The sequence below is a fragment of the Acidimicrobiales bacterium genome, from assembly GCA_035533595.1.
Taxonomy (GTDB): domain Bacteria; phylum Actinomycetota; class Acidimicrobiia; order Acidimicrobiales; family Bog-793; genus DATLTN01.
Map to the genome: position 1 here is coordinate 25,596 of DATLTN010000006.1, position 26,826 is coordinate 52,421.

Below are 26,826 nucleotides of genomic sequence, written 5' to 3' on the forward strand. Positions count from 1 at the left end.
GTACTGTCCCCGCCCCCTCTCAGCAGGTGTAGTCGGGGTCCAGGCCGTAGGGGGAGGCGAGGGTTCCGGGCGTCTCCTGGAGGATCCAGGGGATGCCGCTCGCGAACAGGTCGTTGCCCTTGAAGCCGGCGTAGCTCGCGGTCCCCGCGCACCACGGCGCGAGCACCGAGGTGTTGGGGAGGTCCTTCTCGGTGAAGGGCGGGTTGGTGCGCGTCGCGCCCGCGATCCACAGCGGCACCTGGCCCCCCGCAGGGACGAGGTTGCCGACGATCTTCGGGTACTGGACGCTCGTCGAGTAGATGCCGACGAGGATCCCCGCCTGGTGGAGCGCATCGATCGCCCCCTGCACGGTCTGCGCGTTGAGTCCCGTCGAGCCCGACCAGTACTGGCCCTGGGACTCATTGGAGAACGAGGTCGACGAGAGCGTGGCGTTCTCGATGTCGACCCACCAGACCGCGGCGGCGACGTTCTGGGCCTTCGCGTACTGCAGCGCGCCCTTCGCGCCATTGAAGCCGTAGTTGTAGGCGATGCAGCTCTGCTGCGCCCCGCCGCTCAGCGTCCCGCAGGTCCCCTTCGGCCCCGTCGAGTAGGTCGCCGTCGCCTCGACGTTGGTGCCCGGAGAGTTGAGGAAGAGATAGAGCTCGTAGGGGGCGCCGCCGGCCCCCTCGGCGCGCTTGGCCCACGCCGCCTCGGCGGCGAGGCAGGAGTTGTCCGCGCTGTCGAGCCAGCCCGCCGCCTCGATGATCGTGAGCGGCGAGCTCGTCGGCAGGTTCGACAAGAGGCCCGCGGAGTCCTTCTTCGCGCACTGGTAGTTGGAGACGTCGTAGCCGAGGAGGTGGTGCGGGAGGGGCACCGTGCTCGCGCTGAGGACGACGTAGGTGCGGACGAGGGCGACGACCGCGTTCGGCCGGCGCGGCTGGTGGGCGGCGAGCGAGCCGAGGAAGGGGGCGTCGCCGTAGTTGAAGACCCGTCCGTTGGCGGTGACGAGCCAGTAGCCGGCGCCGTCGGGGGTGGCGGCGAAGGCTGTCACGGGTCGCGAGAGGCGCGTGTGCACCCCCGAGCCGAGGAAGGGGGCGTCGCCGTAGTTGTAGATCGCGCCGTTCGAGGCGGCGAGCCAGTAGCCGCCGCCGTCGGGGGTGGGGGTGATCGAGACGATCTTCGTGCGGTGCGAGTGCACCGGGTTGCCACCCCAGTTGGGCGCGTCGCCGAAGGCGTAGACCTGCCCCTTCTCGGTGACGAGCCAGTAGCCCTCGCCGTCCTGGGTCGGGGCCATCGCGGCGATCGGGCTCGCGAGGTGGGCGTGGATCGGCGAGCCGCAGAAGGCGGCGTCGCCGAAGTTGTAGATGCTGCCGTTGGCGAGCGCGAACCAGTAACCCTGGCTGTCCGGCGAGGAGGCGAATGCCGTGACCGGCCGCTTCAGCTTCTTGTGGACGAGCGAGCCGACGAAGGGCGCGTCACCGAAGTTGTAGACGCTGCCCCTGGCGGTGGCCAACCAGTAGCCCCCGCCGTCGATGGTCGCCTCGGCGCCGCGGATCGGCGAGGCGAGGCCGTGCTTGACCTTGTCCCCGTAGAAGGCGGCGCCCCCGAAGTTCGAGACAGCGCCCTTCGCGGTGACGAGGTCGTAGGCGACCGTGGCCCCCGGCGTCGAGGTGGGGATGGTCGTCGTGGTGACGCTCGGCGCCGAGGTCGTGGTCGTCGGCGCGACCGAGGTGGTCGTGGCGCTCGGCACCGTCGTCGTCGTCCCGCCGCCCGACGCGCCGGACGCGCCCGAGGCGCCCGTCGGGGCGAGCGTCGTCGTCGTCGTCGTCGTGGTCGTGCTCGTGGTGGTGGTGGTGGTGGTCGAGGTCGTGGTCGTGGTCGTGGTCGTGGTCGTGGTCGTGGTCGTGGTGGTCGTCGCGACCGGACCCGGCGCGCAGGCGCTCGCGTTCGGGAGCAGCTTGAGGGGGGTGGTGCCCGTCCCGCCGAGCCCCGTCGGCAGCCCCGAGCCGGTCGGGCCGGTGTTCGAGGCGGCGGTCGCCCCCGCGAACGGGACGATCGCCGAGAGCGCGAGCGCGCCGAAGGCGAGGAGTCCCGTCTCGGCGGCTCGGGCTCGGCGGTGTCGAGCCCAGCCGGTCAATCGCGCAGCAATTCCGCGACGCGAAAGGAGAGGTCGATGGCCTGCCTGGCGTTGAGTCGGGGGTCGCAGGTCGTGGTGTAACGGAGGGGGAGGTGCTCCTCGAGGATGTCCTCGACGCCGCCGAGGCACTCGGTCACGTCGTCGCCGGTGAGCTCGACGTGCACGCCGCCGGGCCAGGTGCCCTCCGCGCGGTGCACGGCGAAGAAGCCGCGGATCTCGCTCAGCACGTCGTCGAAGTGCCGAGTCTTCAGCCCGTCGCCGGCGCTGAAGGTATTGCCGTGCATCGGGTCGCACTCCCAGATGACGGGGTGGCCGGCGTCGGTGACGGCGCGCACGAGCCGGGGGAGGAGCGTGGTCACGTTGGCGTGGCCGAGGCGGGTGATGAGCGTGAGGCGTCCGGGGATGCGCTCGGGGTTCAGCACCTCACAGAGCGCGAGTGCCTCCTCGGGGCTCGCCTCGGGGCCGAGCTTCACGCCGATCGGGTTGTGCACGCCGGCGAGGAACTCGACGTGCGCCCCGTCGAGCTGGCGGGTCCGCTCGCCGATCCACAGCATGTGCGCCGAGCAGTCGTAGAAGTCGCCGGTGAGCGAGTCCTCTCGGGTGAGCGCCTGCTCGTAGTCGAGCAGCAGCGCCTCGTGGCTCGTGAAGAAGTCGACCTGCTGGATGGTCGCCTCGCTCGCGAGGTCGACCCCGCAGGCGCGCATGAAGCGCAGCGCCCGGTCGATCTCCCCGGCGATCGCCTCGTAACGACGTCCCTCCGCGCTCGAGGCGACGAACTGCTGGTTCCACAGGTGCACCTGGGAGAGGTCGGCGAAGCCGCCCTTGGTGAAGGCGCGCAGCAGGTTGAGGGTCGACGCGGAGTGGTGGTAGGCGCGGATCATGCGCGCCGGGTCCGGGATGCGGGCGGCGGGCACGGGAGCGTCGTCGTTCACGATGTGGCCGCGGAAAGAGGGCATCTCGACCTCCCCCACCCGCTCGGTGGGCGAGGTCCGCGGCTTCGCGAACTGCCCGGCGATGCGGCCGATCTTCACTACCGGGACGCCCGACCCGTAGGTCAGCACCACGGCCATCTGCAGGATGACCTTCAGCTTGTCCCTGATCTCGTCCGCCGAGAGGGCGTTGAAGGACTCCGCGCAGTCGCCGGCCTGCAGCACGAAGGCCCGTCCCTCGGCGACGCTGCGCAGCGCCTTGGTGAGGGTGCGCGCCTCGCCGGCGAAGACGAGCGGCGGGAGCGTCGCGAGGTCGGCGCGGGTCGACTCGAGGGCCTCGGGGTCCGGCCACTCGGGGGTCTGCGCGGCGGGTCTCGCCTGCCAGGAGGAGGGGCTCCAGTCGCCGCGGAAGCTGCGGGAGGTCTCGGCCATGGCCAAAGCGTAGGCACTCGTCGCGGCCGTGTCGGACGGATTGCATTGGCCTTACAGGATCCTCACACTTACCCTGGGGCGATGAAGCGGCCCGGTCGCGCGGCAGGGATCCCCCGGTGACGACCCGCATCGGCGTCTTCGGGGGCACCTTCGACCCGGTGCACGTCGGCCATCTCGTCGCCGCCGTGAACGCCCGCTACACCCTCGAGCTCGACCGCGTCCTCCTCGTCGTCGCCAACGAGCCGTGGCAGAAGGCAGACGAGCGCCCCGTCACCCCCGCGGTCGACCGCTTCGCGCTCGTCGCCGCGGCGGTCTCGGAGAGCGAGGGGATCGAGGCCTCCGACCTCGAGATCCGCCGCGGCGGCCCCTCCTACACCGCGGACACCGTGATCGAGCTCGGGGCGCTTCACGCCGGCGCCGAGCTGTTCGTGATCGTCGGGGCCGACGTCGTGCCCGGCCTCTCGACCTGGCAGCGCGTCGACGAGGTGCGCGAGCTCGCGACCCTCGTCGTCGTCAACCGCCCCGGCGCAGCGGCCGTCGACATCGCGACGAGCCCGCACCTCAGGGGCTTCCGTGCGGTGGCGATCGAGGTCCCGGCCCTCGAGATCTCGAGCACGGACCTGCGCGACCGGGCGGCGACGGGGCGCCCGCTCGACTTCCTCGTCCCGGGGCCGGCGGTCCGCCTGCTACGCGAACGCGGCCTGTACGCTCTCAGCAGATGAGTCACTACGGCGCTCCAGCGATGCCACGCGGCGGTTCCGCCCGTTGACCCTCGAGCTCGCCCAGGTCGCCGCTCGCGCCGCGGCCAGCAAGACGGACGAGTCCACCGTGCTGCTCGAGGTCGGTGAGCTGCTCGGGATCACCGACCACTTCATCGTCACGAGCGGCAGGAACAACCGGCAGATGAAGTCGATCGTCGACGAGATCTCGCGACGCCTGCGCGAGGCCGCGGGGACCCTCGAGCGCCGCATCGAGGGGAACGACTCCGGCGAGTGGATCCTCCTCGACTACGGGGACTTCGTCGTGCACGTCTTCTCCGAGACCGCCCGCGAGTACTACGACCTCGAGCGGTTGTGGGCCGACGCCCCCCGCCGCGACTTCGACGACGAGCTGACGCCGTCGGCCGGGCAGGCCCGCTAACCCTCAGCAGGCCGTCGGCGCCGCCGCACCCTTCGGTGCGATCTTCAGGTAGTCCTTGCGCGTCACGGCGCGGCCGGCGGCGAGCAGGAAGTTCGGGAGCAGCGCCGGCAGCGGCTGGCCGTCGAGCATGAACAGCACGCCGGTGTACGCGCACCCGTGGTTGTTCGCCGGGTCGAGCAGGGTGTACACGATCTCCCCGTAGGCGTCGGCGAGCAGGCTCCCCTCGAGGCTGCGGATCTCGGGTGGGAGCTGCACGGTGAGGTCGCCGCGGCTCGCGTTCGGGTTCGCGAGGCCGAGCGCGTCGTTCGGGCTGAGGACGTTGAAGATGTGGCCGCCCTTCTCGTCGGCCTCGCCCGGCGTGGGCTCGAGGACGAGGAGCGTCAACAGCGTCGCCGGGCTGAGGTTGGTCACCGCCCGCGTCACCCCCCGCAGACGGGTGCCCTGCATGTAGTAGATGGTCGCCTTCTGGGATCCGCTGCTCCCCGTCGCCGTGCTCGTCGGCGTCGGCGGGTTGTTCGGGAGGCCGCGGATCGTGTTCGGGGTGGCGTCGAGCGGGATGCCGCAGGCGGGCAGCGCGGCGAGCCCCGCGAGGAGCGCGAAGAGCGCGGCGCGTCGGGAGCGGCGGCTCACTGCTCCTCCTCCTCTTCCTCGCCGGCGCCCGGGGCGGTGAGGGGGACCTCGACGACGAAGCGCGCCCCTCCCCCCGCGCGGTCCTCCACCCACACCCGCCCGCCGTGCAGCCGGACGTGCTCGGCGACGAGCGCGAGGCCGAGCCCCGAGCCGCCGCCGCGGCCGCGGCGGCCGGCGGCGACGGTCCCTCTGGCGAAGCGCTCGAAGATGCGGCTGCGCTCGCCCTCGGGGACGCCCGGCCCCTCGTCCTCGACCGCGATGCGCACGAAGTCCGCCTCGGCGGTGCCGGCGTACTCGACCGAGACGCGCACCGCGCCACCGCCGTGGCGCGCCGCGTTGTCGACGAGGTTCGTCATCACCCGCTCGACCCGCCGCTTGTCGGCGGTGATCTTGCGCTGCCCGACGAGCGGGTCGATCTCGAGCGGCACGTGGTCGGCGGCGGAGGCGGCGAGGGCGTTCTCCACGAGCTCGCCCACCTCGACGAGGCTCATCTGGAAGTCGACCGAGCCGGCGTCGAGGCGCGAGATCTCGAGCAGGTCGCGGACCATCGCCTGGAAGCGGTGCACCTCGGCCGAGAGGAGGTCGAGCGCCTGTTGGGCGCGCTCGGGGAGCTCCTCGCGACGGGACTCGATCACCGACAGCGAGGTGGCGAGGGTGGTGAGCGGCGAGCGCAGCTCGTGGCTGACGTCCGAGGCGAAGCGCGCGTCGTGCTCGATGCGCTGCTGGAGGCGGTCGACCATCTGGTTGAACGACGAGCTGAGCACCGCGAGGTCACCCGAGCCCTGCGCCTCGATGCGCGAGTCGAGGCGGCCGTCGGCGATCGCGCTCGCGACCTCGGCGATCGAGCGCAGCGGCCGCAGCACCCGGTCGGCCCCCCAGCGCCCGAGGATCATCCCGGCGAACACCGTCACCGCCGAGGCGAGGGCGAGCGCCGCGAGGAGCAGGTGCAGGGTGTGGCTGACGGGCTGGGTCGAGATCAGCGCGAAGTAGCGGGCGTTCGGCCCGCCGGGGGTCGGCACGGCGTAGCCGACGAGGATGTAGGCGCCGCAGGGCGGGAACTGCACGATCTGCTCCGCGGCCTTGCCCGCGGAGACGGCCTTCGTCACGCCGTAGGCGCTGAGCGCCTTCTCGGTGTTCGGGGAGCCCTCGGGGGTGAGGAAGAGGTAGGTGTCGTCGGGCACCCAGTCGCCGCCCGCGTTGAGGACCGAGGTGGCGAGGGGGCAGGTGCTCGTGTCCTGGCCGGCGGCGGCGTCGATCGGGGCGATCAGCCCCTCGATCGCGTAGACGTTCTCCCCCTTGTTGAGGTTCTGGCCGAAGAGGGTGGCGTTGGCCTCGGCGCGGGTCACCGCGCTCTGCACGAACTGGTTGAGCGTCGCCCGCCGCACGGCGAAGTAGGCGGTGCTCGTGACGACGATGCAGAGCGCGAGGGCGCCGAGGCCGAAGCTCAGCATGAGGCGCACCCGCAGCTGCGGGCGGAGATGGCGGAGGCGGCGCCCGAGGCGCCACGGCCGCTCGCGCCGTGCCGCCGGCGCGCGCACGCTCACCTAGGGGGCGAGCTTGTAGCCGAGACCCCGCACGGTGAGGACGTGGTGGGGATTGGCGGGGTCCGGCTCGACCTTGGTGCGCAGCCGGCGCACGTGGACGTCGACGAGCCGGCCGTCGCCGAAGTAGTCGTAGCTCCACACCCGCTCGAGGAGCTGCTCGCGCGAGAGCACCTTGCCGGGGTTGGCGGCGAGCTCGCACAGCAGCAGGAACTCGGTGCGGGTGAGGTGCACCTCGACGCTCGCGACCCGCACGACACCCGCCTCGGGGAGGATCTCGAGATCGCCGAAGGTGAGCACCGCCGGGCCGCCCTCGGCGAGGCGCGCCCGCCGCAAAAGGGCGCGGATGCGCGCCGCCAGCTCCTTCGGCTCGAAGGGCTTGGTCACGTAGTCGTCGGCACCCGCCTCGAGGCCGGCGACGACGTCGTGGGTGTCGGTGCGCGCCGTCACCATGATGATTGGGATCGCGCTCTGCCGGCGGAGCTCGCGGCAGCACGCGAAGCCGTCGATCCCCGGCAGCATGATGTCGATGATCATCAGGTCGAAGGGCTGTGAGACGAGCGACTGCCCGAAGATCTCGAGGGCCTCCTCGCCGCTCGCGGCCTCGGTGACGTCGTAGCCCTCGTCCTCGAGCGCGAGGCACATCGAGGCGCGGATCCGCTCGTCGTCCTCGACGATCAGGATGTGGCTCGCCATGGCTGCATTCTCCCCCCGTACGGCGCCCCCGGGGGATCCTCGGCCCGAGTGCCCAAGTGCCAGCCCCCGTCGTGGGGTCATCGTTAGCCTAGGCCCATGAGCTGGGAGATTGAGGCGTTCCTGCAATCACTCAGCGCGACCGCTCCGGCGACGGTGCGCGCCTACTGCTCCGACGCCGAGGCCTTCGTCGAATGGGCGGCGCGTTCGGGCCTCGACGGCCCCGAGAAGGTCGACCGCCTGCTGCTCCGGCGCTACCTCGCCTACCTCGACACACGCGGCTACTCGCGGCGGACGATCGCCCGCAAGGCCTCGACCTTGCGGCGCTACTTCGCCTTCGCCGAGCGCCGGCACCTCATCGCGGTGGACCCCTCGCGCAGGCTCAGCGCGCCGCGCGGCGCGGCGCGCCTGCCGCAGGTGCTGAGCGACGAGGAGCTCGCCGGCTTGCTCGAGCCCGCCGCAGCGGCCCCTGCCGGAGGCGGCGAGCGCGACGCGCGGGCCGACGCGCTCGACCTCCGAGACGACGCCGTGCTCGAGCTCCTCTACGGCTCGGGGCTGCGGGTGAGCGAGTGCTGCGGCATCGACCTCGGCGACGTCGACCTCGCGAACGGCGTGGTCACGGTGTGGGGGAAGGGCTCCAAGCAGCGGCGGGTGCCGATGAGCGCGGCGAGCGTGGCGACGCTCACCGGCTACCTGCGCGAGGCGCGCAGCGCGCTCTTCGCCGACGACTCCCCCGCGGGGGCGGTCTTCTTCAACCAGCGGGGCAGCCGTCTCGGCCCCCGAGACGTGCGGCGCATCATCGACCGCCGGGCCTCACGGCCCACCCACCCGCACGCGCTCCGCCACAGCTTCGCCACCCACCTGCTCGACGGGGGAGCGGACCTGCGCGTCGTCCAGGAGCTGCTCGGCCACGCCAGCCTGCAGACCACCCAGATCTACACCCACGTCTCGCGCGAGCGGCTGCTTGCGGTCTACGCGGAGACCCATCCGCGGGCCTGAGCGGCCGTCGGCCCGCTGCCACCGCGGCCGGAGTGGGCGACCCCTGGACCGGGTATCCTCTCCCTCGGACCCGCCCGGGTCCCGGTGTCTCACCGCGCACGCACATCGTGTCGTCGAAACGGTCGCCTCCGGGCGCGACGCACGAACGCCAACCGTTGAAGGAGTTGTCATGGCAGTCGTCACGATGAAGCAGCTGCTCGAGGCCGGGGTGCACTTCGGCCATCAGACGCGGCGCTGGAACCCGAAGATGAAGCGCTTCCTCTACGGCGAGCGCAACGGGATCTACATCATCGATCTCCACCAGACCCTCGACCGCATCGACACCGCCTACCGCTTCCTCCGCGACCTCGTCGCGAACGGCGGGACGGTGCTCTTCGTCGGCACCAAGAAGCAGACCCAGGACCCCGTCGCCGAGTACGCGACCTCCTGCGGCATGCCGTACGTGAACGAGCGCTGGCTCGGCGGCATGCTCACCAACTTCGAGACGATCTCCGGTCGCGTCCGCAAGCTCGTCGAGCTCGAGTCGCGCCGCAGCTCGGGGGACTTCGAGGCGATGCCGAAGAAGGAGGCGCTGATCCTCACCCGCGAGCTCGACAAGCTGGCCCGCAACCTCGGCGGCATCCGCAACCTGCGGCGCCTCCCCGACGCGATCTTCGTCATCGACACGAAGAAGGAGCACATCGCGGTCACCGAGGCGAACAAGCTCGGCCTCCCCGTCGTCGCCGTCGTCGACACGAACTGCGACCCCGACGTCATCGACTACGTGATCCCCGGCAACGACGACGCGATCCGCTCGGGCCGACTGATGTGCCGCGTCGTCGCCGACGCGGTGAGCGAGGGCCGCTACATCGCTTCCCGCCGCGCTTCGGACTCGCTCCGTCAGACCCGCAACGAGGGCGGCCCCGCAGAGCCCGTCCCCGCCGAGCCCGAGCCCGCCGCCGAGGCAGCGGCAGCCGAGCCCGCCGAGGCAGCGCCGGTGGCCGAAGCGGCACCTGCAACCCCGGCCCCCGCGAGCGAAGCGGCACCTGCAACCGCGACCCCCGCGAGCGAGGCCGCACCCGAAACCGAACTCGAGAGCGTCGCTGCGAGCACCCCGGAGGCCTGAGATGTCCGACTACACCCCCACCGCCAAGGAGGTTCAGGCACTCCGCCAGGCGACCGGCGCGGGAATCCTCGACGCCCGCCGGGCCCTCATCGAGTGCGACGGCGACCAGGACAAGTCCACGCGCTGGCTCCGCGAGCAGGGCCTCGCCGGGGCCAGCAAGCGCTCCGAGCGCGAGCGCGCCGAGGGTGCGGTCTCGGTCGTCGTCACCGGTGGCGGGCGTCTCGGTGGCGTCCTCGCACTCGAGTGCGAGACCGACTTCGTCGCCAAGTCCGCCGAGTTCGTGCAGCTCGTCGACACGCTCGCCGAGACGCTCGCGAGCGAGGGCGAGGACGCCCTCGCCAAGCACGACGAGGAGATCGACCAGCTGAAGGTGACGCTGAAGGAGAACATCGCGGTCGGGAACCACACCCGCTTCGAGGCCTCCCCCGACGCGATCCTCGACAGCTACCTGCACGTGCAGAACGGCCGCGGCGTGAACGGCGTGCTCGTCGAGCTCGCCGGCGCCACCCCCGAGCTCGCCCACGACGTCGCGATCCATATCGCCTTCGCCCGCCCCGAGTATCTGCGGCGCGAGGACATCCCCGAGTCGGTGCTCGCGCAGGAGCGCGAGACGATCGAGGCGACGGCGCGCAACGAGGGCAAGCCCGAGGAGCAGCTCGAGAAGATCGTCGAGGGGCGCCTCAGGGGCTTCGTGAAGGAGCGCGCCCTCCTCGAGCAGCCCTACGCGAGGGACGACAAGAAGTCGGTCGCACAGATCCTCGGCGACGCGCAGGTCCTCCGCTTCGCGCAGGTCGTCGTGGGGGCCTAGGCACTTTGGCCGAGGTCTCGCCGATCTCGCCTCTCCCCGCCCGGCGCTGGAGCCGGGCGGTGCTCAAGCTTTCCGGTGAGGCCCTCGCCTCGTCCGCGTCGGACGAGACGATCGACGCGCACACCGCCCGCCGCATCGCGAAGGAGATCGCCGAGTCGCGCGTCGAGTTCGGCGTCGAGCTCGCGATCATGGTCGGCGGCGGCAACATCTGGAGGGGGCAGACCGGCGCCGGCGAGGGGATGGACCGCGCCACCTCGGACACGATGGGAATGCTCGGCACGGTGATCAACGCGCTCGCGCTGCAGGACGCCCTCGAGCGCGAGGGGCAGCCGACGCGGGTGCTCTCGGCGATCGCGATGGCGGAGGTCTGCGAGCCCTACATCCGCCGTCGCGCGACCCGCCACCTCGAGAAGGGCCGCGTCGTGATCTTCGCCGCGGGGATGGGCAACCCCTTCTTCACGACCGACACCTCGGCGGCGCTGCGCGCCGCGGAGATCGAGGCGCAGGTCGTGCTGAAGGGCACGCACGGCGGGGTCGACGGCGTGTACAGCGCAGACCCGAAGGTCGACCCGAGTGCGACCCGCTACGACGAGATCGGCTACATGGACGTCATCTCCGAGGACCTGCGCGTCATGGACCTCACCGCGATCACCTTCTGCAAGGACAACTCGCTCCCGATCGTCGTCTTCGACCTGATGCGCGCCGGCAACATCCGCGGGGCGCTCGCCGGGGAACAGATCGGTACGCTGATCACGTGAGCGACGACTCCTTGATCGCCATCGCCCTCTCAGAGACACGGGAGAAGATGGACAGGGCCATCGAGCACACCAAGACCGAGTTCTCGACGATCCGCACCGGCCGGGCCAGCCCAGCGCTCGTCGAGCGGTTGCGCGTCGACTACTTCGGCACCGAGGTGCCCCTCCAGCAGCTCGCCGGCTTCCAGGTGCCCGAGGCGCGCACGCTCGTGATCAACCCCTACGACAAGAGCGCGCTGAAGGCGATCGAGAAGGCGATCCAGAGCTCGGACCTCGGCGTCAACCCGTCGAGCGACGGCATCGTGCTGCGCCTGTCCTTCCCCCAGCTGAACGAGGAGCGACGCAAGGAGCTCGTCCGCACGGTGCGCCAGCGCGCCGAGGACGGGAAAATTGCGGTGCGCAACGTGCGCCGCCAGACCCGACACGAGCTCGAGGCGCTGGAGCACGACGGGGAGATCTCCTCCGACGATCTCGATCGCGCGGAAAAGGAGCTCGAGCACCTCACGCACGAGCTCGTCACCGAGATCGACCATCTCCTCGCCCACAAGGAACAGGAGCTGCTCGACGTCTGAGCGCGCGTCGGCGCGTGAGGAAGTCGGGTGAGCAGGGGGAGTCGTGGCCGAACAGCCCGAAGACGACAACAAGGACGAGACGCGCGCCGAGGGCAACGGCCCGTCGACGGGCGAGGTGCGGATCGCGGCTGTCGAGGCGGCGGTGGCCGCCGGGCTCGTCCACCCGCATCCCGAAGACGAGGAGGTCGCCGTCGAGCAGCCGACGGAGGCCTACGAGCTGCCCAACTGGGCCGACCCTCCGACCGGGCAGGTGCCGCGGGTGCTGCTCGACCACCCCGACGCCGAACGCCCGGACGCGGTGCGTGGCCCGACGTGGCGTGAGGCGAGCTCGGACTGGGCGGCCGAGACCGACCTCTCGATCTTCGCCGCAGTCGAGCCCGACGAGAGCGACGACACGGTGATCGCCGGCACGGTGGAGCCGGGGGAGGCTCCCTTCACCTTCTCCTTCGAGGAGCTCGAGCGGGGCGGCTCGCCCGTCGAGGGCACCGAGCCCGAGGCGGCCTGGGCGCCGCTGCTCAACCAGGAGGAGGCGCCGGAAGATCTCGCGACGCTGCGCAGCGAACGCCGCAGGCACGCCTCGAGCCGCTCGCGGCGGGGCGCGACCGAGCCCGCGCCGAAGGGGCGTGACGGCCGGGTGGCGACGCTCACGGGGCTCGGTCTCGCAGCCCTCGTCGCCGTCTGCCTCCTGCTCGGCGCCCTCGCCACGCTCGTCCTCGCCGCACTCGCGCTGACCCTCACGGCCGGCGAGGCATTCGCCGCCCTGCAGCGGGCCGGCTACCGGCCGGCGACGCTCGTCGGGCTGCTCACCGTCCCCGCCTTCGTGGTCGCCGCCTACCTGCGCCAGGGCTCGGGGATCATGACCGTCCTCGGCTGCGCGGTCGTCCTCACGGCGCTGTTCCACCTGCTCCGTCCCCCCGCCGATCCCCTCGTCTCGATGGCGACGACGCTCTTCGTCGCGGTGTGGGTCGGCGGCCTCGGCGCCTTCGGCGGCCTCCTCCTCGCCCCCGCGCAGTTCCCGCACCGCCACGGCGTGACCCTCGTGTTCGCCGCGGTGCTGCTCACCGTGGCCCATGACGTGGGCTCCTTCGTGGTCGGCTCCCGTGTCGGCCGCCACCGCATCGCACCCGACATCAGCCCCGGAAAGACCCTCGAGGGCCTCGTCGGAGGGACCCTGCTCACCGTGCTCGTCGCCGTGCTCGCCGTCGGGATGCTGCACCCCTTCGGCCGCCTCAGCGCCCTCGAGCTCGGCGTCCTCGTCTCGGCGGTGGCCCCGCTCGGCGACCTCACGGAGTCGATGGTGAAGCGCGACCTCGAGCTGAAGGACATGGGCAACTTGCTGCCCGGCCACGGCGGCCTCTTCGACCGCGTCGACGCCCTGCTATTCGTCCTCCCGGCGACCTACGCGCTCGCCCGCCTGGCACACCTCTCGTGAGGAGCTCATCGCCCGCGCCCTGCTGCCGCCGGGACCCCGGCCACCGGTACCCTTTCCCGATGGGTCGCAGCCGTGCGTGAGGTGAGCATCGTCGGCTCGACGGGCTCGATCGGGACGCAGGCGGTCGATGTCTGCCGGCGGGCGCCGGAGGACTTCCGCGTCGTCGCGCTCGGCGCGTGGAGCAACGTCGAGCTCCTCTCCGAGCAGGCCCGTGAGCTCCGCCCCGAGGTCGTCGCGATCGCCGACGCGGCCCGCGTGGAGGAGCTGCGCGCCATCGTTCCCGCGGGGACGACCGTCCTCGCCGGGCCGGCCTCGCTCTCCGAGCTCGGCGCGACCGGTGACATCGTGCTGAACGCCGTCGTTGGCTTCGCCGGCCTGCCGGTCACGGTCGCCGCGCTGTCGAGCGGCCGCCGCCTCGCGCTCGCCAACAAGGAGTCGCTCATCGCCGGGGCCCCGGTCGTGCAGGCGGCCCGCTCGGCGCGCGGGGCGGAGATCGTCCCCGTCGACTCCGAGCACTGCGCGATCCACCAGTGCCTCGGCGAGCGTCGCCACGTCGGCCCCGACGCGCACGTCGGGCCGGAGGGGCCGGAGAGCCCGACCGACGTCCGCCGTGTGCTCGTCACCGCGAGCGGCGGCCCCTTCCGCGGCCGCTCGCGCGCCTCGCTCGCCGCGGTGACCATCGACGAGGCCCTCGCCCACCCCACCTGGAAGATGGGGCCGAAGATCACGATCGACTCCTCGACGCTCATGAACAAGGGCCTCGAGGTGCTGGAGGCGCACGAGCTCTTCGGGGTCGGCTTCGACCGCATCGAGGTCGTCGTGCACCCGCAGTCGATCGTCCACTCGATGGTCGAGTTCGTCGACGGCGCGACGATCGCACAGCTCTCCTACCCGGACATGCGCCTCCCGATCGGCTACTCCCTCTCCTACCCCGACCGCTTCGGCGAGCCCTTCGGCACCCTCGACTGGCGGGCGCTGCGCTCGCTCGACTTCGAGGAGCCGGACCTCGGCACCTTCGCCTGCCTCGGCCTCGCCTTCGAGGCGGGCCGCCTGGGCGGCTCGGCGCCGGCGTGGCTGAGCGCAGCGAACGAGGTCGCGGTGGAGGCCTTCTTCGAGCGCCGCATCGGGTGGCTCGACATCGCCCGGGTCGTCGAGGAGACGCTCTCGCGCCACGAGGCGACCAAGCTCGTCGAGGTCGCGGACGTGCTGGCCGCGGACGCCGCGGCTCGCCGCGTCGCTGCGTCGGTGGTCGAGGCCGCCGCCGTCGTCGCGTGATCGGCCGCCCGCCCTCGGTCCAGACGAGCAATCGCAGCGCGCTCTACCGGCTGTTGGCGCTCGTCGCGGCGGTCGTCCTGCTCACCTTGTGGCTGCACGGCTTCGACGTGCTCATCGTCGTCCTCGCCCTCGTGGTGATGGTGATGGCCCACGAGGCCGGGCACTTCGTCACCGCGAAGCTCTCGGGGATGAAGGTCACCGAGTACTTCCTCGGCTTCGGGCCACGGATCCTCTCGTTCCGCCGCGGCGAGACCGAGTACGGCGTGAAGGCGATCCCCGCCGGCGGCTACGTGAAGATCGTCGGGATGACCGGCCTCGAGGAGGTCGACCCCCTCGACGAGGCGCGCAGCTACCGGCAGTCGACTTTCCCGCGGCGCGTGCTCGTCGGCGTCGCCGGGTCGACGATGCACTTCGTGATGGCCTTCCTCCTCCTGTGGGGGATGGTCGCCTTCGCCGGCCTGCCCTCGTCCGCCGCGGAGATCGGCGGCTTCACCACCTACACCAATGCTGTCAGCCCGGCGAAGGCGGCGGGGCTGCACGCCGGCGACGTCGTCGTCTCGGTGGACGGCCGTGCCGTGCCGACCGCCAACGACTTCGTCAACTACGTGCACGCCCATCCAGACGCCCGCCTCGACCTCGGCGTGCGCCGTGCCGGCAGGCTCGTCTCCGTCGTCGTCGTGAGCCGGGACGCCCGCGGTCTCGACGTCGCGGTGAACGGCGTCCCGACGCCGGAGATCAAGGCCAAGCAGCCCGTCGGGGTGATCGGGGTGGCGCTCGGCCAGAGCTACGTGACCGAGAACCCCCTCTCCGCCCTCGGGCGGGCCGGCGCGCTCCTCGGGAGCGTGACGCGGGCGAGCTTCGCCGGGCTCGGCGAGATCTTCTCGCCGCACGGCCTCGCCTCCTTCGCCCGCTCGGTGGCCTCGGCGCGCTCCCAGCACGCCGCCGCGGCCGCGGGGAACACGGGGGCGACCGGCAATTCCGGCCAGCTCGTCTCGATCCTCGGTGCGATCCAGGTCGGGGCGCAGGCGGCGCACCAGAACGTCTCCGAGCTGCTCTACATCCTCGTCGCGGTGAACGTCTTCGTCGGCATCGTGAACCTCGTGCCGATGCTCCCGCTCGACGGCGGCCACGTGGCGATCGCCGTCTACGAGCGGCTGCGCTCGCGCCGCGGCCGCCGCTACCACGCCGACGTCGCGAAGCTGATGCCGGTCGCCTACCTCTTCCTCGCCTTCATCCTCGTGCTCGGCCTCGGCGCCCTCTACGCGAACGCCGTGAATCCAGTTCACCTGCCCGGGGGCTGATCGCCGGCGCGCGGTCGAACAGTTCGCCCGCCGTTCACCTCGCCCACACCCGAGGAAGGGCCGTGAGGCCGTAGTCTGAGGGCGCAGAGGTGGCGGCGCAGTCGAGGAGGACCGCGGACGATGGCACGTGCGGCAGGGAACCTGGGGCAGCGGCGGCAGACCAAGCAGGTCCACGTCGGGCCGGTGGCGATCGGCGGCGGCGCGCCCGTCAGCGTGCAGTCGATGACGACCACCAAGACCGCGGACGTCGAGGGGACGCTGCAGCAGATCTACGCCCTCGCCGCGGCGGGCGCGGACATCGTGCGCTGCACCTGCAACGAGCAGGCGGCCGCCGAGGGGCTCGCGCAGATCATCCCCCGCTCGCCGGTGCCGATCGTCGCCGACATCCACTTCCACGTGGAGATGGCGCTCGCCGCCCTCGAGGCGGGGGTGCAGGGGCTGCGCCTCAACCCCGGCAACCTCCGCAAGCCCGAGGAGATCAAGCTCGTCGCCTCCGAGGCCAAGGACCGCGGCATCCCGATCCGCATCGGCGTGAACGCCGGCTCGCTGCACCCCGAGCTCTACAAGCGCTTCGGCGGCGCCACCCCCGAGGCGCTCGTGGAGTCGGCGAGGATGGAGATCGCCTACTTCGAAGAGGTCGACTTCCACGACGTGAAGATCTCGGTGAAGGCCTCGAACGTCCCGGTGATGATCGAGGCCTACCGCCTCGCCTCGGAGACCTTCGACCACCCCCTGCACCTCGGCGTGACCGAGGCGGGGCCGCCGCCGGCGGGGCTTCTGAAGGGCACCGCCGGGATCGGCACGCTGCTCGCCGAGGGGATCGGCGACACGATCCGCTACTCGCTCACCGCCGACCCCGTCGAGGAGGTGCGCGCCGGCCGCCAGCTCCTCGAGGCCCTCGGGCTGCGCGAGCGGCGGGGCCTGGACCTCATCGCCTGCCCGAGCTGCGGGCGCGCCGAGATCGACGTCATCGCGGTCGCCTCGGCGGCGCAGGCGGCGCTCAGCGAGCGCGACCTCCCGCTGCAGGTGGCGGTGATGGGCTGCGTGGTGAACGGCCCCGGCGAGGCGCGCGAGGCCGACCTCGGCATCGCGGCGGGCAAGCACAAGGGCCACCTGTTCATCAAGGGCAAGATCATCCGCGTCGTCCCCGAGGACGAGATGGTCGAGGCGCTCGTCTCAGAGGCCGAGAAGATCGTCGCCGAAGGGATCGAGGCGCGCATGGAGGCCGCCGACGCCGGCGCCGAGCGCGAGGCCGCGGCCGACCGCCTGCTCCTGCTCGGCGAGCGCGGCGAGGACGCCAACCACTCCGAGGACGTGATCCTGAAGATCCGCAAGAACCTCGGCAAGGGCGACAGCGGGGCCAGCGAGAGCTGATGCGCCACCGGCCGGCGCCCGTGCTGCGGGCGCCGGCGCCCCACGAGCTCGACGCCTTCGCCGCCTGTGTGGAGGCCGCCTTCGTCTTCTCGTTCCCCGACGACGAGCGCGAGCTCTTCCTCGCCGCCCTCGACCCCGGGCGCTGCCTCGTCGCCGAAGCCGGCGGGGCCGTCCTCGGCACGCTCGCGAGCCACCTCGTCGAGCTCACCGTCCCCGGGCCGCGGCCGCTTCGCGTCGCCGCGCTCACCGACCTCGGGGTCGCGCCGACGCACCGCCGCCAGGGGCTCGGCGGCCGCCTCGTCGCCCGCTTCCTCGAGGACGCGCACGATCGCGGCGAGGCCGTCGCGCTCCTCGAGGCGGGCGACGGAGGCTTCTACCGGCGCTTCGGCTTCGCCCCCGCGAGCTGGGCGAACGAGTACCGCATCGCCCCCGGCCGCGCCGTCGCGAACGAGCCCGGTTCCCCGCCGGGCTCCCTCGTGCAGCTGCGCCCCGACGAGGCCCTCGAGGCACTGCCCGCGATATTCGACCGCCACCGCCGCGCCTCGGTCGGCGAGATCACCCGCACCGCCGAGGAGTGGCGCCGCCTTCTCGTCACCGACAAGGGGGCCGACCGGACCGGCTTCGTCGTCGCCCACGAGGCCGACGGCGAGCTCGACGGCTACCTCCGCTACCGCGCCCTCGTCGGCGCGAGCGGGCGCGAGGTGCGCCTCGAGGAGCTCGTCGCGACGACGCCCGCCGCCTACCGCGCGCTCGGCTGGGTGATCGGTTCGCTCGGGGAGGGCGTGACGATCACGACCGCGCCCCGGCCGGTCGACGAACCCCTCCGTCACCTGCTGCGCGACCCGGGCGCGTGCGAGGTCGTCGCCCAGCGCCACCGTGGCTGGCTGCGGTTGGTCGACCTGCCCGGCGCGCTCGGCGGCCGCTCGTACGCGGCGGCCGGTGCCGTCACCCTCGAGGTCGAGGACCCGGGCTGCCCCTGGAACGCGCGCTGCTGGCGCCTCGAGGTCGACCCCGGGGGCCGCGGCCGCGCCGTCGCGAACGAGGAGGGCGGGGAGCTCCGCCTCGGGGTGGACGCGCTCGCCGCCACCTACCTCGGCGCGACGAGCTTCGCCCGCCTCACCGAGGTCGGTGCGGCGCGCGAGGAGGTGGCGGGAGCGGCGGCGCGCGCCGACCGCCTCTTCCTCTTTGGCCGCGCACCCTTCCAGGGCGCCGAGCTGTAGGGCGCCCTCAGGCGGGGGAAGCGGTCGAGTCCTCGAGGACCGCGCCGTCGCGCATCCGCACCCGCCGGTCGGTGAGGCGGGCGACGTCCTCCGCGTGGGTGGCGATGACGATGGTCACGCCGGCGTGGTGGTTGAGGTCCGCGATCGCCGCCATCACCTCCTTCGCGGTCTCGGAGTCGAGGTTGCCCGTCGGCTCGTCGGCGATGATCACGCTCGGGCTGTTCGAGAGCGCGCGCGCGATCGCGACGCGCTGCTGCTCGCCGCCCGACAGCCGCGAGGGGAGGTGGCCGAGGCGGTGGGCGAGGCCGACCTGGGTGAGCAGCTCCTCGGCGCGGGCGGTGCGCTCCTTCAGGCGTACGTGGTTCGGGATCATCGCCACGGCGACGTTCTCGGTCGCGGTGAGGGTGGGGATCAGGTTGAAGTGCTGGAAGACGAAGCCGATCTCCTTGGCGCGGATGGCGGTGAGCGCCCGGTCGTCGAGGCCGGCGAGGTTGCGGCCGCCGAAGAGGATCTCCCCTCCGGTCGGGCTGTCGAGGGCGCCGAGGAGCTGCAGGAGGGTGCTCTTGCCCGAGCCGCTCGGCCCCTCGAGGGAGATCATCTCGCCGCGCGCGATCGTGAGGTCGATGCCGCGCACCGCGTGCACGGCGACGCCGCCGCGGGTGAAGGTGCGCTCGAGGTGGCGCAGCTCGTAGAGGGGGGCGGTGGGGGCGCCGGCCCCCGTCGTCGCGGCCGTGGTCTCGGTGGTGTCCATGGGGTCGTCCTTTCTCTCTCGCGCCCGCTCAGCCGAGGTCCCGCAGCGCGGTGGCCGGGGCGAGGCGCGCCGCCCGCCATCCGCCCGCGGCGCCGGCGAGCAGGCCGCCGACGAGCGCACCGGCGAAGGCGAGGCCGATCGTCGCGGCACGGATCGGGGCGGTGAGGTGCACGATCGTGTTGATCGTGCCCGTCGTCGACTGGTGCAGGAGGCTCTGCGAGAGGGTCGAGGCGCCGACCGTGAGGCCGGTCGTCGTCACCGAGAGGCCGGGGCCGACGGCGGCGACGATCCCGCAGACGATCGCCCCGACCCCGATCCCGATGAGGCCGCCGATCACCCCGATGCCGAGGGTCTCGGCCATCACCTGACGGACGACGGCGCCGCGTGACCAGCCGATCGCCCGCAGCGAGCCGATCTCGCGGACCCGCTTGGCGACGCTCGAGAGCGTGAGCAGCATCGCGATCAGGAAGGCCGCGAGCAGCACGACGATGGCGAGCGCGGTGCCGAGCGTGTTGGCGAGCTTGTGGGCGTTGGAGAGGCTCCCGCTCACCTGGTCGGCGAGCTGCTTGGAGGTGAGCACCTCAGCACCGGGGAGGTCCTTCTTGATCGCCGCGGTCACCGCCGAGACGTCCGAGGAGTTCTTCACCGCGACGAGCACCTCGTTCACGTAGCCCTTCGCCGAGGAGAGGCTCTGCATCGTCGTGAGGGGGAAGTAGACGTCCGAGACGTTGCCGGTGAGGGTCGGGGAGACGAGGCCGACGATCTTGTAGCCCTTGGCGTTGATCGTGAGCGTGCCGCCGAGCTTCAGCTTCTTGGTGCTGGCGTAGGCCGTGTTCACGAGGACCTCGTCGGCGGGGGCGGCGGTGAACCAGCTGCCCTGCACGAGCTGGGCCCTCGTGACGAGGCCGGTCGTCGTGTTCGAGGGGTCGACGCCGGCGACGGTGTAGCTCGAGGTGTTCGTGTTGGTGGTCGGCGTGGCGAGCACCCGCTGGATCGTCCGCTCGGGGACCACCACCTGCTGCTCGTAGGTGATCTCGGCGGGGGTCAGGCACTTCTCGACGACGGGGTTGTTGGCGAAGCCGGCGAACTGGCGGCGCTGGGTGGTCGTCGGGCCGCCTGCCCCGGCGGGGGCGCCCGAGTTGCCGGCGCCGCCGAGGCCGCCCCGTCCGCCGCCGCCCTTGCCGGCGCCCGCGGTGCCGGCGCCGCTGAAGAACGAGCCGAAGGACTTCTGCAGCGCGGCTTGGATGCAGGAGCGCTGGGTTGCCTGCTGGGCGGGGGTGAGGGTGGGCGCCTTCACCTTGGTGTTCAGGGTCTGGCCGCCGGTCTTCACGGTGTCGGTGATCTTCGGGACCGTGCCAGTCTGGTGGAGCGCCTGCAGCGACAGCGCGCCGACCGCGGAGGTGACGTCGGTGATCTTCGAGACGTCGCTGACCGCGGCCGCGGGGAAGGTGATGAGCGTGCCGGGGACGAAGAAGTCGTGGGTGAACTGGGTGCCGGGCTTTCCGAGCTTCGCGAGGTCGGTGATCACCGAGGCGTTGTTCTGCGCGAGAGCGGCCGCCTGCGAGGCGGTGACGCCCGAGCCGGCGACGCCGCGCGCGAAGAAGCCGCCACCGCCACCGCCACCGCCGGGGAAGCCGCTGCTCGGCGTGGTCGTGGCCGTCGTCTGCTCGGTCGTCGGGGCGATCGTGCGCGTCACGATGATGTCGGTGCCGACGCTGCCGAGGGGGGAGAGGATCCGGTTCTGGGCCTCGGAGAGGCCCTCGGAGACGCCGATGATCCCCATCACGAGGCCGACGCCGGCGGCGAGGCCGAGGGCGGTCACGAGGGTGCGGCCGAAGCGGCGGCGGAGCTCGTTGAAGGCGTAGCCGAGCGAGAACACGGGTGACTCCTTTGCGTATCTAACTGTTCGCTGCCCTGACCGTATGCAACCATTCTGTGGCCGAGCTGGGGCCACGCCGAGAGCTCACCGCAGATTTGTGCGCGCCCCCGCCGCGCTCTTCAGGAGCGTCACAGGGGGTGCCGGTACACTGCGGCGTCCGGAGCCGGAGGAGATAGAGAGTGGCGCGCAACTCCAAGCAGGGTCGGAGACCCGACCCGAGGAGCACCGCCGCCGGTGCGCGGCGCCTCGGCGGCCAGCAGAACGCGACGATGTCGGCGAGCGCGCAGCGCCGCTACGACCGTCGGCACCAGGCTCGCTCGCGCCAGGCCGGCTGGATCGCGGTCGGCACGGTGGTCGTCGTCGTGGTCGCGCTGTTGGTGTGGAACTTCGCCAAGGGCAACTCCGGCCCCGGCTCCTCGTCGGGGATCTCGACCGGCCAGCACCCCGCGCTCGCCGCCGCCACCCAGCTCGACCCGGTCCTCAACGTCCCGCTCGCGACCTACAACTCGGTGGGCATCTCCAACCAGCCGGCACCATTCACCCTCACCAAGGACCAGCCGGCGCTCACCTCCGACGGCAAGCCGCGTTTCGTCTACTACGGCGCCGAGTACTGCCCCTACTGCGGGGTGATGCGCTGGTCGATGATCGCCGCGCTCAGCCGCTTCGGGACCTTCAGCGGCCTGAAGCAGACCACCTCCTCCTCGACCGACATCCCCTCGAGCGTCCCCACCTTCAGCTTCCTCGGCGCGACGTACTCGAGCCCCTACGTCGCCTTCACCCCCTACGAGTACCTCGACCGCGACAAGAACCCGCTGCAGTCGGTGCCGAAGCAGGTGAACGACCTCTACGCGAAGTACGACGGCTCGGCCTCGGGCAAGGCGGCGGCGCCCTTCAACCCCTCGTCGAGCGCGGGCATCCCCTTCCTCGACATCGGCAACAAGTACGTCTCCTCCGGTGACCCACAGGCGTTGGCCGCCATCGCGCAGGCGCTCTCGGGCGGTGGCCCGGGCGCCGCGGAGGTGGCGAGCTCGCTCACCGACCCGACGAGCGGCATCGGACCGGGGATCGGCGCGAAGTACTTCATCAGCGAGGCGAACTACCTCTCGGCCGCGATCTGCGCCCTCGACGGCGGCAAGCCCGCGAGCGTCTGCAGCACGTCCGGCGTGAAGGCCGCGGCGGCGGCCCTCGCCAAGCAGAAGCCCGTCGGCTAGTGCCGAAGCCCCCGACGGCCGCGCGTGGCCGTCGGCCGAGCACGCTCGCCGCTCCGCCGCCCCCACCGGCGCGGCGCACGCGCCTGCGGCGGGCGCCGGCACCCCGCCCCGAGCCGGGCACCGAGGTGGAGTTCGTCTCCCGCCGTCCGATCGTCGCGACCGTCCTCTGCATCCTCGGTCTCGGGGCGGCGAGCTACCTCACCTACATCCACTTCACCTCCTCGGCCTCGATCTCCTGCCTCGCGATCAAGGGGATCAACTGTGAGAAGGTGATCACGAGCCCGCAGTCGCTCGTCTTCGGTGTCCCCGTCGCCATCCTCGGGCTGGCCTTCTTCGTGGCGATGCTGGCCCTCTGCGTGCCTCCCGCGTGGCGCTCGCAGCAGCACTTCATCGCCCCGGCGCGCCTCGTCGGAGCGGTGACCGGGGTCGGCTTCATCTGCTACCTGCTCTACGCCGAGCTCTTCGAGATCCGCGCGATCTGCATCTGGTGCACGGCCGTGCACGTGCTCACCTTCCTGCTCTTCGTGACGATCGCCACCGGCTGGGACGACGCCCTCGACCTGCGCGAGGCGGCCGCCGAGGGCTGAGCGGGCGCTACGCGGGGGAGAGCTGGAGGAGCGCCGCTCCGGGGCCCGTGGCGAGGAAGGCCTCGGCGAGGTGGGGGTGGCAGGTGAAGACGATCACCTGGTGCTCCTCGGCGACGGTCGCGATCGCCCGGCTCATCGCGCCGGCGCGGTCGGCGTCGAAGTTCACGAGGACGTCGTCCAAAAGCAGCGGGAGGGCGACCGAGCGCTCGGCGAAGGTCGCCGCGAAGGCGAGGCGGAGGCAGAGGTAGAGCTGTTCGGCGGTGCCCCGGCTCAGCTCGGCGGCGTCGACGCGCACGCCCGAGGGAGTGATCGCCTCGATCCCGTGGTGCCGCTGGTCGGCCTCCTCGCGGGCGACGAGCTTCTCGTAGGCGCCGCCGGTGACCCCCGAGAAGAGCGCGCCGGCGCGGGCGATGACGAGGGGCTGGCGCTCCGCCTCGTAGCGGGCGAGGGTGCGCTGGATGAGCGTCCCCGCGAGGCCGAGGCGCAGCCACTGCGAGAGCGCGCCGGCGAGCTCGGTGGCGATGAGCTCGCGCTCCTGGGAGAGGGAGGCGACGTCCTCCGAGGAGGCGAGCGCGCCGAGGCTCCGCTCGGCGTCGAGCTGGGAGCCGAGGAGCTCCTCGTAGGAGGCGTCGACGTCGGCGAGCGCCTGCTCGACTGCGAGGCGCTCCTCGCCCCACGCGGCGAGGGTCCCGGTCGTGAGCTCACCCCGGAGCCGTTCCGCCTCGTCGCCCTCGCCGAGGGATTCCTCGAGGAGGCGGCGCGCACCGAGGACCTCGCTCTCGAGGCGCTCGCGCCCGCTGCAGTCCGCGAGCGCTCCCTGCAGCGCTGAGGTGAGGGCCCCGACGCTCGCCGCGGCCTCTGCCGCCGGGCCGAGGCCGAGGCGGGCGCACAGCCGAGAGAGCCGCGACTCGTAGTCGGCCGTCGACTCGCGGACGGCGGCGAGCTCGGGGGCGACGCGCGCGCTCGCCGCGATCAGCTCGTTCACGCTGCGCAGCCCGTCGATGGCGCGGGCCAGCGCGTCGGGGGTGAGGCCCGGGGCGAGCTCGAGCTTCTCCGCGACCCTGCCGACCGTGGTGGCGATCTCGGCGAGCTCGCCGTCGAGGAGGGCGCGCCGGGCGCGGATCCCGTCCAGGCGTTCGCGTACCCGCGCACCCGCGCGCTCGACCTCCTCGGCGCGTCGCTGCCCCTCTCTCGCCTCCTCGAGCTCATCGACGAGCAGCTCGACCTCCTCACGCTCGGGGCGTGACCCGAGGCCGAGGGCGTCGCCGCGCGCCGCGACGTCGGCGCGCACGCGCTCGACCCGTCCGTCGAGGTCATCGGGGGCGCGGAGCGCCGCGGAGGCGCCGCGGCGCCGCTCGGCGCGCAGGAGGGCGGCGGCGGTGAGCGCGACGAGGAGCGCGGCGCCCGCAGCGGCGAGGAGCAGCGGACGCCGTGTCGCGACGGCCGCGCTGGCGAGCGCGAGTGCGAGGACGAGCGCGGTTGCGGCGCCGGCGCGTGGCAGCTGGCGGGGCCGTCGCCCGGCGAGGGCGGCGTAGGCCGCGGCCTGCCGCCGTGCCGCAGCCTCGCCCTCCAGGCGGTCGAGCGTGGCGAGCAGGCCGCGCAGCTCGAGGGCGTCGCGACGGCGCTCGTCGAGCTGCGCCGCGCCGGAGTCGGCGGCGCCGGGGGAGCCCCCGATCGCCGCCAGCTCACGCTGTGCCGTCGCCTCCTCCTCGGCGAGCGCGGCGGCCGCGGCGGCCGCGGCGCGCTGGCGGACGCCGAGGGCGGTGACCTCGTCCTCCAGGCCGATGTCGAGCGCCGGCAGGGCGCGCTCTGAGGGTTCGAAGCCGATCTCGGCGAGGCGCAGCTCGATGGAGCGCTCGATCCCGGCGTGCTGGCCGGCGAGGCGGTGGAGCTCCTTCGAGCGCTCCTCGTGGCCGGAGAGCTGCTCGCCGAGGGCGCGGATCTCGAACTCGGCTTCGCGCACTGCGGCGACCTCGGCGCTCACCGGGCCGAGGTCGGCGAGCTCCTCGGCGGCCTCGCGGCCGCGGCGCCAGGGTGCCCAGCACGACTCGAGGCGCTCGAGCTCGCGGGCACGGCGGTGCAGTGACTCGGCGCGTGACCGGGCCGCGAGCGCGAGGGAGCGCAGGCGGTCGCGCTCGGCCGCGGTCGCGGCGTAGGTCGCGGCCGCGGCGCGCGCGGAGCGCAGCGACTCGTCGAGGGCGTCGAGCTGCAGCCGCAGCTGGTTCGCCCTCGCCTCCTGCTGGCGGGGGCGGACCAGGGTCTGGCGCTGCTGGTCGATGGCGCGCAGCGCGACGCTCGCCGAGCGGCCGGCGCCGAGGACGCCCGCTGAGAAGACGAGCTCGCGCACCTCGTCCCGGTCGAGGGACTCGAAGGCCGCGAGCTCGCCGAGGCCGAAGGCGAAGACCGAGCGGAACAGCGCGTCGTCGGCACCACCGACGAGGCGCTGCAGGGCGGCGATGTCCCGGACCGAGCCGTCGGGGCCGACGAGGACCGGCGCCCTGCCGACGTGGCGCTCGAGCAGCCAGGGCTCGCCTTCCTCGTCGACGAGGCCGACGGCGCCACCGTGGCGGCCGCCACGCAGCGGCTCGTGGAAGGGGAGGCGCTGGCGGCGGTCCGGGAAGCCGAACAGCACACCGCGCACGAAGTCGAGGAGGGTGGACTTCCCCGCCTCGTTCGGGCCGAGGACCACGGTGAGGCCCCGGTCGATCGGGCCGAGCTCGAGGTCGGCGAGCTTGCCGTAGCCGTCGACGCGCAATGTGGAGATCCTCACCGTGACCCTCCGAGCTCACTCAGCGCGAGCCGGCTCGCCGCCGCGAGCAGCGACTCGCGCTGCTCGCGCGTTGCGAGCAGCTCGTCGATCGGCCGCCGCAACGGGCGGGGTGCCTCGCCGGCGAGGGCCGCGAGCGCTGCTGCGAGGTGCTCGTCCTCGAGCGCCGCGGCGATGGCGAGGAGGTCGTCGGCGAAGTCGCCACGCCCGGCCTCGACCTCGGTCTCGGCGGCGCTCTCGTCGACGATCGCGTCCCACCAGACAAAGGGGTTGAGCGCGCCGGAGCCGTCGCGCAGGTGGCGCAGCAGCTCGTCGAGGAGCCCCGGGCGGGCGAGGTCGCGGTGCAGCCCGCCCCGACCGCCGAGCACGCCGCGCAGCACGACCGATCGCCCGTCGGCCGCGGCCCGCGCCTCCTCCGCCAGCGCCGCGAGCTCGGAGGCGAGGCCACCGAACTCGCTGAACTCTGCGACGTCGACCGCGACCTCGGCGAAGCGGACCTGGTCGCAGGCGACGAACTCGGGCTCGAGCACCACGCTGTCGCGCACCTCGACGACGACGGCTCCCTTCGCGCCGCGCTCGCTCGCGCGTGGGCTCCGTGCCTGGCTGTTTCCGGGGTAGACGACCCAGGGGTCACCGGCCCCGGGGCCGGCGAGGATGCGGCGCTCGTGCACGTGGCCGAGAGCGAGGTAGTCGAGACGGGTCGCCCGCAGGTCGTCGAGCGTGCACGGTGCGTAGTTCGCATGGCCGCCCGGCGCGCCCTCCACGTTGCAGTGGAGGAGGCCGATGTGCACGCCGTCGCCATCGGGGCGCGTGAGGAGGCGGGCGAGGTTCTCGGCGGTGTCCCGGCGCGCGTAGCTGATCCCCTGGACCGTGGCGATCTGCGCCCCGTCGTGCATGACCGGGACGACGGTCACCTCGTGCGGCCGGAACACCGTGACGCCCTCGGGCCAGCCCTCTCCGAGGGCGGACCAGCCACTCTCCACAGGGTCGTGATTGCCGTGGACGACGAAGGAGGCGATCCCCGACCGCGACAGCCTCGCGAGGTTGTCGCGGAAGCGCAGCTGGGCGCGCAGGCCGCGCTCCGCGCCGTCGTAGACGTCGCCAGCGAACAGCACGAACGCCGCCGAACGGCTGATCGCGAGGTCGACGATGGCGTCGAGCGCGGCGAGCGAGGCGTCGCGCAACGCCGTCGCGACCTGTGGCGCGACGGCGTGAACGCCGCTGAAGGGCGTGTCCAGATGGAGGTCCGCTGCGTGGACGAAGGAGAAGGAGTGCGGCCGCTCGGCCATCGCGCTGAGCGTACAGAGGG

Annotated in this window: 23 protein-coding genes; 14 read left to right on the plus strand and 9 right to left on the minus strand. The window is 72.8% G+C overall.

What is annotated here, in order from left to right; genetic code table 11:
* Positions 1-19 precede the first annotated feature (19 nt).
* Positions 20-2,116, minus strand: a complete 2,097-nt coding sequence (locus tag VNF07_01385; GenBank protein HVB04889.1) for a hypothetical protein — start codon at positions 2,114-2,116, stop codon at positions 20-22.
* Complete coding sequence (locus tag VNF07_01390; protein ID HVB04890.1) at positions 2,113-3,477, minus strand: 3-deoxy-7-phosphoheptulonate synthase class II; 1,365 nt, start codon at positions 3,475-3,477, stop codon at positions 2,113-2,115. Before VNF07_01390 ends, VNF07_01385 begins: the two co-directional genes overlap by 4 nt.
* A gap of 116 nt (positions 3,478-3,593) precedes the next feature.
* Between VNF07_01390 and nadD the strand changes: the two genes are divergently transcribed.
* Positions 3,594-4,199 carry a nicotinate-nucleotide adenylyltransferase gene (gene nadD / locus VNF07_01395; protein ID HVB04891.1) on the plus strand — a complete coding sequence of 202 codons (606 nt, stop codon included), beginning with the start codon at positions 3,594-3,596 and terminating at the stop codon, positions 4,197-4,199.
* 43 nt (positions 4,200-4,242) lie between these two features.
* Positions 4,243-4,617: a ribosome silencing factor gene (gene rsfS / locus VNF07_01400; GenBank protein ID HVB04892.1), complete on the plus strand. Its 375-nt coding sequence runs from the start codon at positions 4,243-4,245 to the stop codon at positions 4,615-4,617.
* Between the two features lie 3 nt (positions 4,618-4,620).
* Here the strand turns inward: rsfS and VNF07_01405 are convergent, their stop codons facing one another.
* The 3 genes from VNF07_01405 to VNF07_01415 are packed head-to-tail and all read right to left on the minus strand — an operon-like array spanning position 4,621 to position 7,484.
* Complete coding sequence (locus tag VNF07_01405; GenBank protein HVB04893.1) at positions 4,621-5,247, minus strand: hypothetical protein; 627 nt, start codon at positions 5,245-5,247, stop codon at positions 4,621-4,623.
* Complete coding sequence (locus tag VNF07_01410) at positions 5,244-6,791, minus strand: HAMP domain-containing sensor histidine kinase (GenBank protein HVB04894.1); 1,548 nt, start codon at positions 6,789-6,791, stop codon at positions 5,244-5,246. The genes VNF07_01405 and VNF07_01410 overlap by 4 nt, the downstream gene beginning before the upstream one ends.
* Positions 6,792-7,484, minus strand: a complete 693-nt coding sequence (locus VNF07_01415; protein HVB04895.1) for a response regulator transcription factor — start codon at positions 7,482-7,484, stop codon at positions 6,792-6,794.
* Positions 7,485-7,580: 96 nt separating this feature from the next.
* Between VNF07_01415 and VNF07_01420 the strand changes: the two genes are divergently transcribed.
* The 10 genes from VNF07_01420 (at position 7,581) to VNF07_01465 (ending at position 18,322) form a co-directional block, all read left to right on the plus strand.
* Positions 7,581-8,480: a tyrosine recombinase gene (locus VNF07_01420; protein ID HVB04896.1), complete on the plus strand. Its 900-nt coding sequence runs from the start codon at positions 7,581-7,583 to the stop codon at positions 8,478-8,480.
* Between the two features lie 169 nt (positions 8,481-8,649).
* Positions 8,650-9,585: a 30S ribosomal protein S2 gene (gene rpsB, locus VNF07_01425; GenBank protein ID HVB04897.1), complete on the plus strand. Its 936-nt coding sequence runs from the start codon at positions 8,650-8,652 to the stop codon at positions 9,583-9,585.
* Between the two features lies 1 nt (position 9,586).
* The gene (gene tsf, locus VNF07_01430; GenBank protein HVB04898.1) at positions 9,587-10,393 is read left to right on the plus strand and encodes a translation elongation factor Ts; all 807 of its coding nucleotides are present in this window, start codon (positions 9,587-9,589) and stop codon (positions 10,391-10,393) included.
* Between the two features lie 59 nt (positions 10,394-10,452).
* On the plus strand, positions 10,453-11,151 hold the full coding sequence (gene pyrH, locus VNF07_01435) for a UMP kinase (GenBank protein ID HVB04899.1): 699 nt from the start codon (positions 10,453-10,455) through the stop codon (positions 11,149-11,151).
* Entirely contained in the window at positions 11,148-11,720 is a 573-nt protein-coding gene (gene frr / locus VNF07_01440; GenBank protein HVB04900.1) for a ribosome recycling factor, read from the plus strand. Before pyrH ends, frr begins: the two co-directional genes overlap by 4 nt.
* A gap of 43 nt (positions 11,721-11,763) precedes the next feature.
* Positions 11,764-13,152: a phosphatidate cytidylyltransferase gene (locus tag VNF07_01445; protein HVB04901.1), complete on the plus strand. Its 1,389-nt coding sequence runs from the start codon at positions 11,764-11,766 to the stop codon at positions 13,150-13,152.
* Between the two features lie 81 nt (positions 13,153-13,233).
* Positions 13,234-14,427 carry a 1-deoxy-D-xylulose-5-phosphate reductoisomerase gene (dxr, locus tag VNF07_01450; GenBank protein HVB04902.1) on the plus strand — a complete coding sequence of 398 codons (1,194 nt, stop codon included), beginning with the start codon at positions 13,234-13,236 and terminating at the stop codon, positions 14,425-14,427.
* Positions 14,424-15,728, plus strand: a complete 1,305-nt coding sequence (locus VNF07_01455; protein HVB04903.1) for a site-2 protease family protein — start codon at positions 14,424-14,426, stop codon at positions 15,726-15,728. The genes dxr and VNF07_01455 overlap by 4 nt, the downstream gene beginning before the upstream one ends.
* Before the next feature lie 120 nt (positions 15,729-15,848).
* On the plus strand, positions 15,849-17,102 hold the full coding sequence (gene ispG, locus VNF07_01460; GenBank protein ID HVB04904.1) for a flavodoxin-dependent (E)-4-hydroxy-3-methylbut-2-enyl-diphosphate synthase: 1,254 nt from the start codon (positions 15,849-15,851) through the stop codon (positions 17,100-17,102).
* Positions 17,102-18,322, plus strand: a complete 1,221-nt coding sequence (locus tag VNF07_01465; GenBank protein HVB04905.1) for a GNAT family N-acetyltransferase — start codon at positions 17,102-17,104, stop codon at positions 18,320-18,322. The genes ispG and VNF07_01465 overlap by 1 nt, the downstream gene beginning before the upstream one ends.
* 7 nt (positions 18,323-18,329) lie before the next feature.
* On the opposite strand, the gene VNF07_01470 is transcribed toward VNF07_01465, so the two are convergent.
* Together VNF07_01470 and VNF07_01475 are read right to left on the minus strand one after the other, a co-directional pair.
* Positions 18,330-19,073 (minus strand): ABC transporter ATP-binding protein, encoded by a 744-nt coding sequence (locus VNF07_01470; protein ID HVB04906.1) that lies wholly within the window; start codon positions 19,071-19,073, stop codon positions 18,330-18,332.
* A gap of 28 nt (positions 19,074-19,101) precedes the next feature.
* A complete protein-coding gene (locus VNF07_01475) occupies positions 19,102-20,952 on the minus strand; it encodes an ABC transporter permease (GenBank protein ID HVB04907.1) in 1,851 nt (616 codons plus the stop codon).
* Positions 20,953-21,131: 179 nt separating this feature from the next.
* Between VNF07_01475 and VNF07_01480 the strand changes: the two genes are divergently transcribed.
* Entirely contained in the window at positions 21,132-22,163 is a 1,032-nt protein-coding gene (locus VNF07_01480) for a DUF929 family protein (protein HVB04908.1), read from the plus strand.
* Positions 22,163-22,750 carry a vitamin K epoxide reductase family protein gene (locus tag VNF07_01485; GenBank protein ID HVB04909.1) on the plus strand — a complete coding sequence of 196 codons (588 nt, stop codon included), beginning with the start codon at positions 22,163-22,165 and terminating at the stop codon, positions 22,748-22,750. The genes VNF07_01480 and VNF07_01485 overlap by 1 nt, the downstream gene beginning before the upstream one ends.
* Positions 22,751-22,757: 7 nt before the next feature.
* Here VNF07_01485 and VNF07_01490 read toward each other — a convergent pair whose 3' ends face one another.
* Complete coding sequence (locus tag VNF07_01490; protein HVB04910.1) at positions 22,758-25,520, minus strand: AAA family ATPase; 2,763 nt, start codon at positions 25,518-25,520, stop codon at positions 22,758-22,760.
* Complete coding sequence (locus tag VNF07_01495) at positions 25,517-26,806, minus strand: DNA repair exonuclease (protein HVB04911.1); 1,290 nt, start codon at positions 26,804-26,806, stop codon at positions 25,517-25,519. The genes VNF07_01490 and VNF07_01495 overlap by 4 nt, the downstream gene beginning before the upstream one ends.
* Between the last annotated feature and the right edge of the window lie 20 nt (positions 26,807-26,826).

Coding starts and splice junctions, on each gene's coding strand:
- VNF07_01465 (HVB04905.1), top strand. CDS start 17,102: ATGCGCCACCGGCCGGCGCCCGTGCTGCGGGCGCCGGCGCCCCACGAG.
- VNF07_01470 (HVB04906.1), bottom strand. CDS start 19,073: ATGGACACCACCGAGACCACGGCCGCGACGACGGGGGCCGGCGCCCCC.
- tsf (HVB04898.1), top strand. CDS start 9,587: ATGTCCGACTACACCCCCACCGCCAAGGAGGTTCAGGCACTCCGCCAG.
- VNF07_01420 (HVB04896.1), top strand. CDS start 7,581: ATGAGCTGGGAGATTGAGGCGTTCCTGCAATCACTCAGCGCGACCGCT.
- VNF07_01390 (HVB04890.1), bottom strand. CDS start 3,477: ATGGCCGAGACCTCCCGCAGCTTCCGCGGCGACTGGAGCCCCTCCTCC.
- VNF07_01415 (HVB04895.1), bottom strand. CDS start 7,484: ATGGCGAGCCACATCCTGATCGTCGAGGACGACGAGCGGATCCGCGCC.
- ispG (HVB04904.1), top strand. CDS start 15,849: ATGGCACGTGCGGCAGGGAACCTGGGGCAGCGGCGGCAGACCAAGCAG.
- VNF07_01495 (HVB04911.1), bottom strand. CDS start 26,806: ATGGCCGAGCGGCCGCACTCCTTCTCCTTCGTCCACGCAGCGGACCTC.
- rpsB (HVB04897.1), top strand. CDS start 8,650: ATGGCAGTCGTCACGATGAAGCAGCTGCTCGAGGCCGGGGTGCACTTC.